At 68.8% G+C, this 15,940-nt stretch carries 16 protein-coding genes and 3 tRNA genes; 3 read left to right on the forward strand and 16 right to left on the reverse strand.

The window, feature by feature from the left end:
- Positions 1-111 precede the first annotated feature (111 nt).
- On the reverse strand, positions 112-1,290 hold the full coding sequence (locus tag CRYAR_RS37060) for a glycosyltransferase family 4 protein (RefSeq protein WP_035857841.1): 1,179 nt from the start codon (positions 1,288-1,290) through the stop codon (positions 112-114).
- Positions 1,291-1,356: 66 nt separating this feature from the next.
- On the opposite strand from CRYAR_RS37060, the gene CRYAR_RS37065 reads away from it, so the two are divergent.
- Both CRYAR_RS37065 and CRYAR_RS37070 read left to right on the forward strand, forming a co-directional pair.
- Positions 1,357-2,307, forward strand: a complete 951-nt coding sequence (locus CRYAR_RS37065) for a GDP-L-fucose synthase family protein (protein WP_035857842.1) — start codon at positions 1,357-1,359, stop codon at positions 2,305-2,307.
- 27 nt (positions 2,308-2,334) lie between these two features.
- Complete coding sequence (locus tag CRYAR_RS37070) at positions 2,335-3,099, forward strand: WecB/TagA/CpsF family glycosyltransferase (RefSeq protein WP_035857843.1); 765 nt, start codon at positions 2,335-2,337, stop codon at positions 3,097-3,099.
- Positions 3,100-3,150: 51 nt separating this feature from the next.
- Here the strand turns inward: CRYAR_RS37070 and rplL are convergent, their stop codons facing one another.
- From rplL to CRYAR_RS37105, 7 genes are all read right to left on the reverse strand, one after another.
- Positions 3,151-3,540 (reverse strand): 50S ribosomal protein L7/L12, encoded by a 390-nt coding sequence (gene rplL, locus CRYAR_RS37075; RefSeq protein WP_035857844.1) that lies wholly within the window; start codon positions 3,538-3,540, stop codon positions 3,151-3,153.
- 42 nt (positions 3,541-3,582) lie between these two features.
- Positions 3,583-4,161 carry a 50S ribosomal protein L10 gene (gene rplJ, locus CRYAR_RS37080; protein ID WP_035857845.1) on the reverse strand — a complete coding sequence of 193 codons (579 nt, stop codon included), beginning with the start codon at positions 4,159-4,161 and terminating at the stop codon, positions 3,583-3,585.
- A gap of 271 nt (positions 4,162-4,432) precedes the next feature.
- Positions 4,433-5,149 (reverse strand): 50S ribosomal protein L1, encoded by a 717-nt coding sequence (gene rplA / locus CRYAR_RS37085; protein WP_035857846.1) that lies wholly within the window; start codon positions 5,147-5,149, stop codon positions 4,433-4,435.
- Positions 5,150-5,218: 69 nt separating this feature from the next.
- Positions 5,219-5,653: a 50S ribosomal protein L11 gene (gene rplK / locus CRYAR_RS37090; protein WP_035857847.1), complete on the reverse strand. Its 435-nt coding sequence runs from the start codon at positions 5,651-5,653 to the stop codon at positions 5,219-5,221.
- A 53-nt stretch (positions 5,654-5,706) separates the two neighbouring features.
- On the reverse strand, positions 5,707-6,414 hold the full coding sequence (gene nusG / locus CRYAR_RS37095) for a transcription termination/antitermination protein NusG (RefSeq protein ID WP_035857848.1): 708 nt from the start codon (positions 6,412-6,414) through the stop codon (positions 5,707-5,709).
- A 96-nt stretch (positions 6,415-6,510) separates the two neighbouring features.
- Positions 6,511-6,864 (reverse strand): preprotein translocase subunit SecE, encoded by a 354-nt coding sequence (gene secE / locus CRYAR_RS44725; RefSeq protein ID WP_157018351.1) that lies wholly within the window; start codon positions 6,862-6,864, stop codon positions 6,511-6,513.
- A gap of 63 nt (positions 6,865-6,927) precedes the next feature.
- Positions 6,928-7,000, reverse strand: a tRNA-Trp gene (locus CRYAR_RS37105).
- 188 nt (positions 7,001-7,188) lie between these two features.
- On the opposite strand from CRYAR_RS37105, the gene CRYAR_RS37110 reads away from it, so the two are divergent.
- Positions 7,189-8,412 (forward strand): pyridoxal phosphate-dependent aminotransferase, encoded by a 1,224-nt coding sequence (locus CRYAR_RS37110; protein ID WP_035857849.1) that lies wholly within the window; start codon positions 7,189-7,191, stop codon positions 8,410-8,412.
- A gap of 129 nt (positions 8,413-8,541) precedes the next feature.
- On the opposite strand, the gene CRYAR_RS37115 is transcribed toward CRYAR_RS37110, so the two are convergent.
- From CRYAR_RS37115 to CRYAR_RS37150, 8 genes are all read right to left on the reverse strand, one after another.
- Entirely contained in the window at positions 8,542-9,966 is a 1,425-nt protein-coding gene (locus CRYAR_RS37115; protein ID WP_035857850.1) for a DHA2 family efflux MFS transporter permease subunit, read from the reverse strand.
- 77 nt (positions 9,967-10,043) lie between these two features.
- On the reverse strand, positions 10,044-10,598 hold the full coding sequence (locus CRYAR_RS37120) for a TetR/AcrR family transcriptional regulator (RefSeq protein WP_051571430.1): 555 nt from the start codon (positions 10,596-10,598) through the stop codon (positions 10,044-10,046).
- 71 nt (positions 10,599-10,669) lie between these two features.
- Positions 10,670-11,098, reverse strand: coding sequence for a MaoC family dehydratase (locus CRYAR_RS37125; protein WP_035857851.1), 429 nt, complete (start codon positions 11,096-11,098; stop codon positions 10,670-10,672).
- Positions 11,098-11,550, reverse strand: a complete 453-nt coding sequence (locus tag CRYAR_RS37130; RefSeq protein ID WP_035857852.1) for a MaoC family dehydratase N-terminal domain-containing protein — start codon at positions 11,548-11,550, stop codon at positions 11,098-11,100. The genes CRYAR_RS37125 and CRYAR_RS37130 overlap by 1 nt, the downstream gene beginning before the upstream one ends.
- Before the next feature lie 1,296 nt (positions 11,551-12,846).
- Complete coding sequence (gene rpmG, locus CRYAR_RS37135; RefSeq protein WP_240746576.1) at positions 12,847-12,978, reverse strand: 50S ribosomal protein L33; 132 nt, start codon at positions 12,976-12,978, stop codon at positions 12,847-12,849.
- A gap of 94 nt (positions 12,979-13,072) precedes the next feature.
- Positions 13,073-13,145 (reverse strand) — tRNA-Met (locus tag CRYAR_RS37140).
- Between the two features lie 48 nt (positions 13,146-13,193).
- Positions 13,194-13,266: transfer RNA gene (locus CRYAR_RS37145), tRNA-Thr, on the reverse strand.
- Positions 13,267-13,355: 89 nt separating this feature from the next.
- Positions 13,356-15,911 carry a putative bifunctional diguanylate cyclase/phosphodiesterase gene (locus tag CRYAR_RS37150; protein ID WP_035869310.1) on the reverse strand — a complete coding sequence of 852 codons (2,556 nt, stop codon included), beginning with the start codon at positions 15,909-15,911 and terminating at the stop codon, positions 13,356-13,358.
- Positions 15,912-15,940 lie beyond the last annotated feature (29 nt).

Consider the following 15,940-nt stretch of genomic DNA (forward strand, 5'->3'; position numbering starts at 1 on the left):
GTTGCCCCGTAGCGCTACCGCACAGTGGACGCGATGCTTCTGCATCGGTCCCGTTGATTCTCGCATTGCGTTGTCCGAGCTACTGACGGTACTCGCCAGCTATATCCACTCTTATCCTGTGAACTTCGAAGGAAACTTCGAAGCCAGCTCCTCGTACACGCTGATCAGCGCGGCCGTGGTGACTTTTGTGGAGAACTTCTCTTCGTACCGGGCCCGAGCGCCGTCGGCCAGACCCGGCGCCTCGGCCACCACCCGCGGGAGGATCGACGCAAGCGCGTCCGTTTCCGGCGGAACGGTCCACCCCCCGGTGTCCCCCACCAGATAGGGCAGGCCGCCCATCGCGGTGGCCAGCACCGGGCGGGCGTTGGCCAGCGCCTCCACCACCACCATCGGGCAGACCTCGTCCCACGTCGAGGGCGTCACCAGGGCCGCCGACGTACGCATGGCCTCCTGCACCTCGTCGTGCGTGCGGCGCCCCAGGAGCTCGATGTCGCTGCGCCCGGCCGCCGCGGCGGCCACCGACGAGGCCAGCGGTCCGTCGCCGATCAGCCGGAGGGTGCCCAGTGACCCCTCGGCGTGCCGCTGCCAGGCGTCCAACAGAAGCGTGAGGCCTTTTTCGGCCGAGAACCGGCCGACGAACAGCAACCCGTTCCCGGCCCCGGAGTGCCGGCCAGGGTCGGGGACGCCGTTGGGCTTCACCGTGATGTGCGAATCCTCGATGCCGAACGACCGCAGGTGCTCGGCGATCGCCGGGGTGAGCGCCAGATACCGGTCGACGGAGTGCCACGTGCCGCGGTGCACCGAGAGCGTGGTCGCCATCAGCGCGCTCTGCGCCTTGGAGCCGCGGTAGCAGGAGTGCTGCACCGCCGGGTACGGGAACGACTTGCCGAAGCAGTCGTGGCAGGCGTGCCCGTCCCGGAAGTACAGGCCGTTGGCGCAGACCTGCCGGAAGTTGTGCACGGTATGGACGACCGGCACACCGTGGGCGTGCGCGGTACGGATCACCCACGGCGACAGCAACGGGTACGGGTTGTGCAGGTGCAGGACGTCCGGCTTCTCGGAGGTCAGCAGAGCGGAGAGCGAGTGCTGCGCCTGCCGCGCGTAGATCGGCGAGATCGGCAGGAACGCCTTCTGGCCCTTGGAGAGGGATGCGATCTCGTCGGAACTGCGCTGGAACGGCAGCACGGTGACGCCGGCCTCGGCGAGCAGCCGTGATTCCAGGTCGACGACCGTGTTCTCACCCGACGGATTGGCTGAGACGTAGCGGTTGTGCGCGATCACGATCTTCACGGCGAGTGGCTCTCCACAGGCTTGGATACGCTGGCGCCAGACGTTACTACCCGGAGAGGACACGCCTTGTTCCACCACCCGGTCCCCCGTGACGCTCGGGTCTACATCGCCGGCCACGGCGGGCTCGTGGGCTCGGCGCTCTGGCGGTACTTCGAGTCGGTCGGCTTCACCAACCTGGTCGGACGCCGGTCGAAGGAGCTCGACCTGCGTGACCGCGAGTCGGTGCGGGCGTTCTTCGACGAGGTGAAACCCGAGTACGTCATCGACGCCGCCGCGAAGGTCGGCGGCATCTTCGCGAACTCGACGTACCCGGCGGAGTTCCTCTCCGACAACCTGCGGATCCAGACCAACCTGCTGGACGCCGCGAGCGAGTTCGGTGTCACGCGCTTCCTGTTCCTCGGCTCGAGCTGCATCTACCCCAAGTTCGCGCCGCAGCCGATCCGGGAGGACTCGCTGCTCACCGGGCCGCTGGAGGAGACGAACGACGCCTACGCGATCGCGAAGATCTCCGGCGTGATGCAGGTGCAGGCGATCCGCCGCCAGTACGGCCGGAGCTTCATCTCCGCGATGCCGACGAACCTGTACGGGCCGGGTGACAACTTCGAGATCCCCGGCGCGCACGTGATGCCGATGGTCATGCGTCGTATGCACGAGGCCCGCGACGAGAAGTCCTTCACGATCTACGGCACCGGCACACCGCGGCGCGAATTCCTGCACACCGACGACCTGGCCCGTGCCTGCCTCGTGCTGCTCGAGCGCTACGACGACCCGGCGCCGATCAACATCGGGGTCGGCGAGGACGTGACGATCGACGAGCTCGTGCAGATGATCGCGGACGTCGTCGGCTACGAGGGCGAGTTCACCCACGACACGTCGAAGCCCGACGGCACGCCGCGCAAGGTGCTCGACGTGTCCCGGATCAAGGCGCTGGGCTGGGAGCCCACCGTCGAGCTCCGCGACGGCATCCGCGGCGTCTACGAGTGGTTCCTGGAGCACCAGGCGACTTTTCGTCGCTGAGGCTCGGGCAACTAAGCTCCGATAGCTATGACGACGTCTACGCGGCCGGGCACGTTCGTGTGCTGCGGTGTCCATATCGAAGCAGTCACCCGTCAGCCGGCGGCTGATCTGGTCGTCGACTCGCACTACGGCCAGGCCCGGGCCACGCACCTGTGCAACGCGTACACGCTGTCGCTGGCGGTCCGGGACGAGAAGTTCCGGGCCCTGCTCAACGACGCCGACATCAACTTCGCCGACGGTCACTACGTCGCGATGGTTGGCCGGCGCCGCGGGTACCCCGACATGAACGCGCGTACCTACGGTCCGGACCTGATGGCCGACGTGATCGACCAGGGCCGCACACGCAACCTCAAGCACTACCTCTACGGGGCCTCGCCCTCCACGGTGCAGCAGCTGGCGGAGAAGCTGGGTGAGCGCTTCCCCGGCGCGGAGTTCGTCGGGGTGGAATCCCCGCCGTTCCGGGCACTGACCCCGGAGGAAGCCGACGAGCTGGTGGCTCGCGTCGAGGAAGCCAAGCCGGACGTGTTCTGGGTCGGGCTCGGCACGCCCCGGCAGGACGAGTTCGTCGCCGCGTACACCAAGCGGCTGAACTGCACGGTGGTACCGGTGGGCGCCGCGTTCGACTTCCACGCGGGGAACAAGCCCTCGGCGCCGGCGGCGGTGCAGAAGTACGGCATGGAGTGGGCGTACCGGCTGGCCACCGAGCCGCGCCGGCTCTGGAAGCGGTACCTCGTCGGTAACCCGATCTTCGTCTACGGGGCGTTGACCGATCGCTGGCGCAAGCAGGCATGAAAAAACGCCCGCCCCGGAGAACCGGGGCGGGCGTTCTTGTGTACGGCAGACTTACTTGACCGACACCGTGGCGCCGGCGGCCTCGAGCTGAGCCTTGGCCTTGTCCGCGGTCTCCTTGTTGGCCTTCTCCAGGACGGGCTTGGGCGCGCCGTCAACCAGGTCCTTGGCCTCCTTCAGGCCGAGGCTGGTGAGGGCACGCACCTCCTTGATGACCTGGATCTTCTTCTCGCCGGCCGACTCGAGGACGACGTCGAACTCGTCCTTCTCCTCGGGGGCCTCAGCGGCGGCACCGGGGCCGGCCGGGCCGGCAACGGCGACGGCAGCCGGAGCGGCGGCCTTGACGTCGAAGGTCTCCTCGAAGAGCTTCACGAACTCGGAGAGCTCGATGAGCGTCATTTCCTTGAACGACTCGAGCAGGTCGGCCGAGCTGAGCTTCGCCATGTCAGGCGGTTCCTTTCAGGGTTGAATTCGATGGGGCGAGGCTCACGCCTCGGGAGCGGCCTCTTCGGAAGCAGCCGCTTCGGAAGAGCCGCCTTCGGCGGCCTTCTTCTCTTGCAGCGCCAGGGCGAGCCGGGCGAGCTGAGTGGGCAGCGCGTTGAACGTCGCGGCCGCCTGGGCCATCTTCGCCTGCATGGCGCCCGCGAGCTTCGCGAGCAGAACCTCGCGCGACTCGAGGTCGGCCAGCTTCTTGATGTCGTCGGCGGAAAGCTTCTTCCCGTCGAGGACACCACCCTTGACGACAAGCAGCGGGTTCGCCTTCGCGAAGTCCCGCAGGCCCTTGGCGGCCTCGACCGGGTCACCCTTGACGAACGCGATCGCGGTCGGACCGGTCAGCAGCTCGTCGATGTCGGTGATACCGGCGTCGCGCGCGGCGATCTTGGCCAGCGTGTTCTTGGTCACCGCGTAGGTCGTCTCGCGACCGAGCGAGCGACGCAGCTCGGTCATCTGCGCCATCGTCAGACCGCGGTACTCGGTGAGCACCGCTGCGGACGAGTCGCGGAATCCACCGGCGAGCTCAGCCACCGCGGACGCCTTGTCGGGGCGAACCTGCGTGTCAGCCATGGGCCTCCTCTCTCGTAACTCGGGCTGGTCACACCCGCCTGAAACGAGAGACGCCCCGGCGCAGGGCGCACGGGGCAGCACACAGGATTAAGAAGTCCTACGAGCGACCGTCCGGCCTGCGCGGGTCGCCCGCGTTCAGCGGGACCTTCGGCTGCGCGAGCGCAGCGACCAGCGGTCTTCGGTGGAATGTCGCTTCAAAGCGTACCTGAACTCCAGCGAAACACGAAAAAGGGCGACCCCCGCTGGGGCCGCCCTTTTTCGCTCAGGGAATTCAGACCGCGGGGTCTTCCTCGGTGAGGTTGCGCGCGCGGTTCGGGTCGACCGGGATGCCCGGGCCCATCGTGGTGGTGAAGGTGACCTTCTTCAGGAACTTGCCCTTCGCCGCCGACGGCTTCGCCCGGTTGATCTCGTCGAGCGCGGCCGCGTAGTTCTCGACCAGCTTCGTGTCGTCGAAGCTCGCCTTGCCGATGACGAGGTGCAGGTTGGCCTGCTTGTCGACGCGGAAGTTGATCTTTCCGCCCTTGATCTCGTTCACGGCCTTGGTGACGTCCGGCGTGACCGTGCCCGTCTTCGGGTTCGGCATGAGGCCGCGCGGGCCCAGGATCCGCGCGATCTTGCCGACCTTGGACATCTGGTCCGGGGTCGCGATGGCGGCGTCGAAGTCGAGCCACCCGCCCTGGATCCGCTCGATCAGGTCGTCCGAGCCCACCGCGTCGGCGCCGGCGGTCTCGGCCTGCGCGGCCTTGTCGCCCACCGCGAACACGATGACCCGAGCGGTCTTACCGGTGCCGTGCGGCAGGTTGACCGTGCCACGCACCATCTGGTCGGCCTTGCGCGGGTCGACGCCCAGCCGGATCGCGACCTCGACGGTCGCGTCGTACTTGGTGGTACTGGTGCTCTTGGCCAGCCGCGCCGCCTCCAGCGGGCTGTAGAGCTTGGTCTTGTCGATCGTCTCCGCGGCTGCGCGGTACGCCTTGCTGCGTGGCATTTCTGCTCCTAGTGGCTATGGAGTCCGTGGTTAGTGAGCCGCGCCCGGCTCTCCCACGACTTCTTCAGTTCAGTCCTGGACCGTGATGCCCATGGACCGGGCAGTGCCGGCGATGATCTTCGCGGCCTGGTCGATGTCGATCGCGTTGAGGTCGACCATCTTGGTCTCGGCGATCTGCCGGACCTGCTCCTGCGTGACCGTGGCGACCTTCGTCTTGTGCGGCTCGCCCGAGCCCTTCGGCACACCGGCGGCCTTGAGCAGCAGCCGCGCAGCCGGCGGGGTCTTGGTGACGAACGTGAACGACCGGTCCTCGTACACCGAGATCTCGACCGGGACGATGTCGCCCCGCTGCGACTCGGTGGCCGCGTTGTAGGCCTTGCAGAACTCCATGATGTTCACGCCGTGCTGACCCAGCGCGGGGCCGACCGGCGGGGCCGGCGTCGCGGCGCCGGCCTTGATCTGGAGCTTGATGATCGCGGAAAGCTTCTTCTTCTTGGGAGGCATCTTCCTGGGCTTCCTGGGCTTTACTGCAGACCCCCGGTATCTCCGGAGGAAACTTAGATCTTCGAGACCTGGTTGAAGTTCAGCTCGACCGGCGTCTCGCGGCCGAAGATCGAGACCAGCACCTTCAACTTCTGGGCGTCCGGATTAATTTCGCTGATCGACGCCGGCAGCGTGGCGAACGCGCCCTCGGTGACCGTGACCGAATCGCCGACCTCGAAGTCGACGACCTTGACCGGCGCCTTGACCTCTTTCTGCACGGTCGGCGCGAGGATCTTCACGACCTCTTCGAGGCTCAGCGGGCTCGGCCGGTCGGCACGCGAGGTGGCGCCGACGAAACCCGTCACGCCCGGCGTGTTGCGCACCGCGGACCAGGACTCGGGCGTCAGCTCCATCCGCACCAGCAGGTAGCCGGGGAAGACCTTCGACTGGACCTGCTGCCGCTTGCCGTTCTTGACCTCGGTGACCTCCTGGGTGGGCACCTCGATCTGGAAGATGAAGTCTTCGACGTTCAGCGAGTTGATGCGGCTCTCGAGGTTCGTCTTGACCTTGTTCTCATAGCCCGCGTAGGAGTGCACGACGTACCACTCGCCGGGGGCCATCCGCAGAGCGCGGCGCAGCTCCTCCACGGGGTCTTCGTCAACCTCAGCCACGGGAGCCGGAGCCTGGACCGCCTCGACGTCGGCCGACGCCTCGGCGTCATCGGACAGGGCTTCGGTCTCGCCTCCCTCGGGAAGGCGGTATTCCTCGTCGTAGTCGGGCACGCGATGGCTCTTCTCTGTCTGTGGGTGTTGATCCATTGTTCCGCACGCGGACGCAAGACGAGGCCAACCCAGGTAGCGGGCCGGCCTCGGACTTACCTAGGAGTCGCTGTTGGCTCCGAACGCCCACATCACCAGCTTGGCAACACCGGCGTCCAGACCCCACACGATCGCGGTCATGACCGTCACGAAGACGACGACGACCGACGTGTAGGTGATCAACTCTTTGCGCGTCGGCCAGATGACCTTGCGCAGCTCGGCCACGACCTCGCGGATGAAGCGGATCAACCGGGAGATGGGGTTGGGGCGACGCTCTTTGGTGCCCTTGCGCGGGCCGTTGTCACCCGGACCCTTGCCGCCGCCTCGTGGCGTCTTCGGCGGCTTCGGCGTGTCGTCGGATGCAGACCGCTCTTCGGCAGCGACATCCTGGGCGCTGCCCTTACTGTCCGCCACCGGATCTGCCTTCTTCCGTCGTCGGTCGTTCCCAGCCAAGTCCGTCGTCACGTGTGTTCTGCGCAGGGGTGACAGGACTTGAACCTGCAGCCTGCGGTTTTGGAGACCGCTGCTCTGCCAATTGAGCTACACCCCTTTGTGCCCCACCAGAGTGGCGCACGTACATCCTTGCCTGAAGGCAAGCGCGACGACAACCCGCCGTCCAACCGTGGGTGGCGGGTCGGGCGTCAGCGCGCCCCAGAACGAAGAGTCTACGGGGTGGGCGACGTTTATCCCAAACCGGTGCCCCGCAACGCGGGTGACGCGTCTGCCAGAGTAAGAGACATGACCGCAGCAGACACCAGCCCCGCCCGCCGCATCTCGAGCAAGGTGGGCGCCATCGCCGAATCCGCCACCCTCGCCGTTGACGCCAAGGCCAAGGCCCTGAAGGCGGCCGGGCGTCCGGTGATCGGCTTCGGCGCCGGTGAGCCCGACTTCCCCACCCCCGACTACGTCGTCCAGGCCGCGATCGCCGCCTGCAGCGACCCGGCGAACCACCGCTACACGCCGGCCGCCGGGCTGCCCGACCTGAAGAAGGCGATCGCCGCCAAGACCCTGCGCGACACCGGCGTCGAGGTCGCCCCGAACCAGATCCTGGTCACCAACGGCGGCAAGCAGGCCGTCTACGAGGCGTTCGCGACGCTCGTCGACGACGGTGACGAGGTCATCCTGCCCGCGCCGTACTGGACCACCTACCCGGAGGCGATCCGCCTGGCCGGCGGCGTCCCGGTCGACGTGATCGCCGACGAGACCCAGGACTACCTGGTGACCGTCGCGCAGCTCGAGGCCGCCCGCACGCCGCGCACGAAGGCGCTGCTGTTCTGCTCGCCGTCGAACCCCACCGGCTCGGTCTACACCGCCGCGCAGGTCGAGGAGATCGGCCGCTGGGCGCTCGAGCACGGCATCTGGGTGATCACCGACGAGATCTACGAGCACCTCGTCTACGGCGACACCGAGTTCGTCTCGATCGTGAAGGCCGTCCCGGAACTCGCCGACCAGACCGTGATCCTCAACGGCGTCGCGAAGACCTACGCGATGACCGGCTGGCGCGTCGGGTGGCTCATCGGCCCGGCGGACGTCGTGAAGGCTGCTTCCAACCTGCAGTCGCACGCCACCTCGAACGTCTGCAACGTGGCGCAGCGGGCCGCGCTGGCCGCCGTTTCGGGTGACCTGTCCGCCGTCGACGAGATGAAGGTCGCGTTCGACCGGCGCCGCCAGACGATCGTCCGCATGCTCAACGAGATCGACGGTGTGTTCTGCCCGGAGCCCAAGGGCGCCTTCTACGCGTACCCGTCGGTGAAGGGGCTGATCGGCCGCTCGCTGCGCGGCGTGACGATCGAGTCGTCCGCGCAGCTCGCTTCGGTGGTCCTCGACGAGGCCGAGGTCGCGGTCGTCCCCGGCGAGGCGTTCGGCACGCCCGGTTATCTCCGGCTGTCCTACGCGCTCGGCGACGACGACATCGTCGAGGGCGTCAGCCGCCTCCAGAAGCTTCTCGCCGAAGCTCACTGACCTGCCGAAGGCCCGGTGCGTCGACACCGGGCCTTCGTTGTTCACGCCGATCCACTGAACACCGTGGGACGGGCGCCGTGCGGGGCCAGCGGCAAGCACTCATTCCGTGACCACCGCACGGGGCCCGCTTCAGGCCGGGATCGGCGCGGGCGCGGGTGCGGGGGCGGGCGCCGCGGGCTCGGGGGCGGATCGCTTCAGGCCCGGCACGAAGAGCGCGGCGACCGCTCCGGCCAGCACCACGCCGGCGCCGACCCAGGTCGCGACGCTGGTGCCGTCGGAGTACTCCTGCGCCGAGGCGTAGCTGCCGGTGTGCGAGAACACCGCGGCCAGCACCGCCACCCCGAACACCCCGCCGATCTCGCGGATCGCGTTGTTCGCACCCGACGCGACGCCGGTGTCCTGCTGCGGCACCGAACTGAGCACCACGTTGGCGATCGGGACGAAGAACAGCGCCATCCCGATGCCGGAGACCACGAACGCCGGCCACTGCATCGAGTAGGCGGTGTCGGCCGACATGTTCGCGGCCAGCCAGGCGAGCCCGGCCGCCTGCATGAGCAGCCCGACGACGAGCAGCGGACGCCCGCCGATGCGGTCGGACAGCGGCCCGGCCAGCGGCGCGACGAGCATCGGCATCGCCGTCCAGGGCAGCATCTTCAGACCGGCCTCGAACGGCCCGGAGCCCTGCACGGTCTGCAGGAACTGCGCGAGCAGGAAGATCGATCCGAACATCCCGAAGCTGAACAGCAGCGCGGTGACGTTGCTCGCGGCGAACCCACGGTCGCGGAACAGGCGCAGCGGCAGCATCGGGTGCTCGGTGCGCGCCTCCCAGGCGACGAACAGCGCCGTGACGACCCCACCGACGATCAGCGAGCCGACGACCTCGAGGCTTCCCCAACCGGCCGCGTTGCCCCGGACGAGCCCCCAGACCACGCCGAACAGACCGACCGTGACGAGCGCGAGGCCGGGCAGGTCGAGCCGCTGCGCGACACCGCGGTCGGGCGACAGGCGGCGCAGCGCGATCGGCGCCAGCGCCAGGCCCACCGGGACGTTGATCCAGAAGATCCACTGCCACGCCCAGCCGTCCACGATCGCGCCGCCGACGAGCGGCCCGAACGCGACGCCGAGCCCGGACACCGCGCCCCAGACACCCAGCGCTGCTCCCCGTCGTTCCGGCGACACCGCGGCCGAGAGCATCGTCAGCGTGAGCGGCAGGATCATCGCGCCGCCGACACCCTGCACCGCGCGGGCGGCGATCAGCGTGCCGATGTTCGGCGCGACCGCGGCCAGCGCGGACGCCACCGTGAACAGCGCGATGCCCAGCCCGAGGATCCGGCGCCGGCCGAAGCGCTCACCGAGCGAGGCTCCGGTGAGCAGCAGGACGCCGAACGTCAGCGTGTAGGCGTTGACGGTCCATTCCAGATCGGCGAGGTCGGCGTCGAGCGCGGTGCGGATCGCCGGCAGCGCGGTCGTCACGACCAGGTTGTCCAGCGACACCATGAACGCGGCGAGCGTGGTGACGAGGAACGTCCAGCGGGTGGTGGTGCTGGATGGCATTCTCGGCTCCCAAGTAGTGATCGGTCACTAACTTCAACGATCAAAGAAAAGTCCCGGGCGGGCCGGGACTCGTCGGACTACGCGAACTTCAGCTGCCCACGCATCTCCTCGGGCAGACACATCTGCGCCCACGGTGCGTCGTGGTCGTGCAGCTGCATCGCCGCGACGACGTTCCAGAGCATGCCGCGGGCGAAGAACTCGCGGATCGAGTCCTCGTCGCAGCCGCCGATACGCGCGACGGCTTCCCAGAGGTGGCCGTAGCCGTCGCGGGTCGCGTCGCGGATTTCCGGTACGTCGCAGCGGGCGTAGGCCTGCATCTGGAGCATCAGGAGGTCGCGGTCGGCGATGAGCTTGCCGTAGGCCTCCCCCATCGCCACCATCGCGTCCTCGCCGGCGAGGTTCTCGGTGACCTGTTCGAACGTGTCGAGGACGAGCCGGAAGCACTGCTCGACCGCGGCGACGAACAGAGCCTTCTTGTTGGGGAAAAGGCGGAAGAGGTAGGGCTGGCTGATACCGGCCCGGTGGGCGATCGTCTCGGTGCTGGTGCCGTCGAACCCAGCGCGGGCGAACTCGCTCAACGCGGCGCTGAGCACCATCTTGCGTCGCTCGTCGGCGCTCAGTCGCGTTGTCATGCGGCCTAAGTTATTGACCAATCACTACTTAGTCAAGCCCCGAAGGAGCCCCGCCGTGGCGGGGCTCGTCGTCAGGCGAGCTGAAGGATCGCCTTGGCTCGGCCGAGGACCTTGTCGTTGCCGGCGCGGGCGGTGAGGTCCACGCTCACGCGCCGGTCGTCGAGCTTCTCCGAGACCTTCGCGGTGACCTCGAGCGTCGCGCCCAGGTCGTCGTCCGGCACCGGAACCGGCTTGGTGAACCGCACGCCGTAGTCGACCACCGCGCCCGGGTCGCCGACCCACTCGGTGAGGATGCGGCTCGCCTCGGCCATCGTGAACATGCCGTGCGCGATGACGTTCGGCAGCCCGACGGAGACCGCGACCCGCTCGTTCCAGTGGATGATGTTGAAGTCCCCGGAGGCCCCGGCGTACTGCACCAGGTTCGACCGCTGGATCGGGAACGTCTTGGGCGGCAGCTCCGTGCCGACCTCGACGTCGTCGTAGGAGACGGACGCGGCCATCAGCCCTCCTTCTCGGCGGCGCGGGACACGATCAGCGCGTACGCGGCCAGCACCGGTTCGCCGTCCTCGGTCGTGACGTCCGTGCGCATCGACAGGAAAACGCTGCCGGCGCGGAGCTTCACGTCCTCGATCTCCGTCTCGCACACCAGGCGGTCCCCGGCCCGAACCGGCCGGGTGTACACGAACCGCTGCTCCCCGTGGACGACGCGCGCGTAGTCCATGCCGACCTCCGGATCGAACACCGCCGGCCGCGTCGACCGCATCGTGAAAATGATCGGAAACGTCGGCGGCGCGATGACGTCGGGGTGGCCGAGTTTCTGAGCGGCGGCTGGTTCCAGGTAGGCCGGGTTGGTGTCCCCGATGGCTTCGGCGAACTCGCGGATCTTCTCGCGTCCGACCTCATAGGGAGCGGACTTCGGGTACCTGCGCCCGATCGCATCCACGGCGCTCACGAAGCGCCCACCAGCGCTACGTCGATCCGGTCGCCCACGGCGCCTCCTTCGGGGTCGGTTTTCACGCAACCTACCGGTAACCCGAGCGGGTCCGTCCCGTTCGAGCAGGAACGGAGGCGCAGCCCACACCGTGTTGTGATTCGCCGGGAGGGCGCGGTTGCCGGTCGGACGGAGGGGTGCCGACATCGGGTGTGGGTGCGGGCTCGGAACTGCGACGTAGTCATGGCGCGTCGATGTATGTGCGGCCCACTCAGGCGTGGGACCGAAGGGCGTAGGGCGCGGCAGGGCACGGAGCAGTAGGGCACCGGAGCGGTAGCGCGCAGGGAGGGGCGCGGGGGTCGGTGGGTGTCGGGCCGGGCGAGGCTCCGGCGATGGCACCTGAGGCGCGCAATGCGGCGTACAGGGCGCAGAACGCGCGAGAGGGAGAGGTCGCAGAGCACGCAAGACATGAGGTGCTCGCGGTAGCCAGACGTACCTCAGCCTGGTTCGGAACCACGATGCCAGCGCTTGGTGCGACCTGAGAGGAGTGCGTGCCAACTGGGACGCAAGATGACCCCAGGGGCGGAGAAGACCGGGGCACGTGGGACACCAAGAAGCACGGAACGTGGAGGGCCGAGTCATGTGCGAGGCACGGCACTCGGGAGGCCAGCGGGCCATGCGGTCGTGATGCGCAAGGGAAGCCGGGGAAACGAGACGATTAAGGAGCCGCGCGCAGAAGTACGGCGCGCAAGATCACGAGTCGTGACACGGCGCCGTGCGCGATGACATCGCCCGCTCGTCACCGGCTCGACCTCGTAGACGCACCCGCTCTTCGACCTCGCCAACTGTGTACCTCTGTCGGCCGCGTTAGGTCAGGGACGGACGAGGCGCGAGATGCACAAGACCCGGAGCAGGCAGGGCCGCCTGGAGGTCTCGCGGAAGCCGGACCAGAAACCATGCGGCGCCGAGCAGCAGTGCACGCAGTGCTAGGTCGCGTGGGCGGCGGGGCCGATGCATGGACAGCGGGGCTAGGTGGCGTGGGCTCCAGGTCAGGCGGCGGGGGCCCGGTCGGAGCCCAGGGCGGGAGGTAAGGCGCGGACAGGAACGCGGCGCGGAGGTCAAGCGCCGAATCGGACGGCACGTGCTACCAACGACCCGCGCGATCCACGGCCCGCGCACCCATAGCGCGCACCTAGAAGCGTGGACCCAACAGCGCGCGAGCACCGCGCCCAGCACAGGCGCCACCACGCGCGAATGGCGCCGACCCCAGAGGGGCGGCGCCATTCGGGACGCTTGGGCGCTGAGCCGCGCGGAAAGTCAGCGGGTCTCGCGGTGAGGCTGGTGCTTGCCGCAGTTCGGGCAGAACTTCTTCACCTCGAGGCGGTCGGGGTCGTTCCGCCGGTTCTTCTTGGTGATGTAGTTGCGGTTCTTGCACTCCACGCAAGCCATCGTGATCTTCGGTCGGACGTCGGTGGCGGCCACGGAAGTGCCTCTTTCTACGTAATCGGGTTCGGTGCTCGACCTACAAGCTTACCTGGCACGGTAGCGGTGGCCGGACTTGAACCGGCGACACAGCGATTATGAGCCGCTTGCTCTGCCATCTGAGCTACACCGCCATTGGCAGCGAGCTTCACTGCCGGGCAACCGACCTAGGTCGGGATCGGAGCCCCCTTACGGAATCGAACCGTAGACCTTCTCCTTACCATGGAGACGCTCTGCCGACTGAGCTAAGGGGGCCTTGCGAGCCGCTGCAAAGATTACACGGCCGCCCCACCGGATGCGAAATCGGTATCGCTCGTCGTGCGGAAAACCGCGTCGACCAGCACTTATCCGTGTTGGCCGACGACGCGCAACCGGCGCGTCGCCTCGTCGGCGTCGGTGGAGGGGTCCGCGGACGCGGTCCGCGCCGTCACCCAGGCCTCGAGCCGGTCGGGCGGCAGCGGCCGGGCGAACAGGAAGCCCTGGGCGATGTCGCAGCCCATCTCCTCGAGATGGACCAGGGCCCGCTCGCTCTCGACGCCCTCGGCTACGACCGAGAGGCCCAGGTGCTGTCCGAGCCCGACGATCGAGCGGACGATGCCCAGGTCGGCCGCGTCGGTGTTCATGCCGAGCACGAACGAGCGGTCGATCTTGATCTCGTGCACCGGGATCGTGCGCAGGTAGCTGAACGACGACGTGCCCACACCGAAGTCGTCGAGGGAGAGGCGCACGCCGCGCTCGGCCAGCCGCCGCAGGGTGACCAACGGACGCTCGGCGTCGGTGAGCGCACCACCTTCGATGATCTCGAGCGTCAGCTGCGAGGCCGGGACGCCGGCCTCGTCGAGCAGCGCGTCCAGGTCGTCGGGGAAGTCCGGGTCCTCGAGCGTGCGGGCCGAGAGGTTCACCGACACCCCCAGCGGGCGGCCGCGCTCCTGCCAGCGCCGGCACTCGGCGAGGGCGGCACGCAGCACCCAACGGGTGAGCGGCCCGATCAGCCCGGTGTGCTCGGCGACCGGCACGAACTCGCCCGGCATCAGCAGGCCCTGGTCGGGATGCTCCCAGCGCACCAGGCACTCCACGCCGATCAGCTCGCGCGACGAGAGCGCGACCTTGGGCTGGTAATGCACGGTCAGTTCGTCCTGCTCGATCGCGCGGCGCAGCTCCGGCACCAGGCTCAGCCGGTGGACGCTGCGCGACTCCATCGTCGTCGCGTACACCGCGACGCCCCGCGGGGACGCCTTGGCCGCGTCGGTGGCCGCGTCCACCCGGCGGAACAGCGACTCGCTGTCGTCGCCGTGATCGGGGAACAGCACTACGCCGACCGCGGCGCCGACCTCGATCGTGAAGTTCTCCAGCGGGAACGGCTCGATCGCGACCCGGCGGAGCTCGGCGGCGAGCGCCACCACGCTCTCGACGCCGGAGGCCCGGAGCAGGACCGCGAACTCGTCGCCGCCCAGCCGCGCGACCAGGGCCCCGTCGGGGGCGTGCGACCGGAGCCGGCCACCGACCTCGGCGAGCAACCGGTCACCCGCTTTGTGCCCGAGCGTCTCGTTGACACCGCGCAGCGCGTCGATGTCGAACTCCAGCAGCGCGACGACCTCGTCGGGCACCGGGTCGACCGCGATCGCGGCCTCCACCGCCTCGACCAGGCGCCGCCGGTTGGGCAGCCCGGTCGTCGTGTCGTGGTAGGCGTCGTAACGCAGCCGCTCGACCAGCCGCGAGTTCTCCACCGCGACGGCGGCGTGCGCGGCGAGCGTCTCCAGCAGACGGACGTCGGCCGCGCCGAACGTCGCCAGGTCGTGGAGCCGGTCGGCCACCTCGAGGCAGCCGACGACGGCGGTCCCGGAGCGCAGTGGGACGACGATGAGGTCCTTGACCTCGCGTCCGCGTAGCGCCCGGCGCAGACGCAGGTCGGCGTTGGTGCCGCGGGGGCCGAGGTGCACGGTGACGCCGGTGTCGAGCACGCGGCGGCGGATCGGGTCCTCGCCGATCTGCTCGTCGATCAGGCCGGCCTGGTCGACCCGGGCCACCAGCGCGGTCTCGGGGTGGCGGCCCAGTGCGGGCATCCACAGCGTGGCCGACTCGGCCGACAGCAGCTCGCGAACCCGCGTGAGCATGGTGTCGGCCAGGCTGTTCTCCTGGCGGGCCGTCGAAACCGCCCGGGTGAACCCGTACAGCTCGCCCAGGCTCTTGTGCTGCGCCAGGAACTGGGCGTACGCGCGGTAACCGGCAACCAGCACCACCGCGAGCACCACGAGCAGCGCCAGCGCCGCCATGTTGACCTTGAGCACGATCAGGACGACGAGGCCGACAGTGGTGTTGAGCACACCGACGGAGATCGACGCGATCACCAGGCGGGTGACCGCGACCGGCGCCGGTCGCCCCTCGTAGAGCGTGATCGCGGCCAGGATGCCCGCGAAGCTGACCAGGTCGGCCAGGCCCACCGCGAGCAGTACCGACACCCAGAGCAGCGGTTTCGTCGTGTCGAGCGGGCTCATGTACGCGAACACCGCGACCGCGACGCCGGTCTCGGCGGCGGCCACGGTGCAGTTCGTGACGAACTTGTGCGGCGTGGTGCGGCGGACCGCGTTGACCACGATCACCGCGGTGAGCCGGCTGATGACGAGCGCCAACGGCGAGAGCCAGTAGAGCCCCAGCACGAGCGGGATCTCGGAGATCGAGAACGAGTGCGTCTCGCGGCGGAGCTGGACGTGCAGCTGGGTGGCCTCACCGACCAGGAACAGGCCGATGAACACCGGGATCAGCCAGCCCGGGGCGAGCCGGGCACCGGTGACCGTGATGGCCGCTTCGGTGCCGGCGATGCCGACGGCGCCCGTGACGAGAACCAGCGGCCAGAGCCGGGTCGGAACCCCGGCGATGCGCCGCCTCGTCACTTCGGCCACGCGCACCTCCCCGGCAGTGTCGTCCCAGC

Source organism: Cryptosporangium arvum DSM 44712, from assembly GCF_000585375.1.
Taxonomy (GTDB): domain Bacteria; phylum Actinomycetota; class Actinomycetes; order Mycobacteriales; family Cryptosporangiaceae; genus Cryptosporangium; species Cryptosporangium arvum.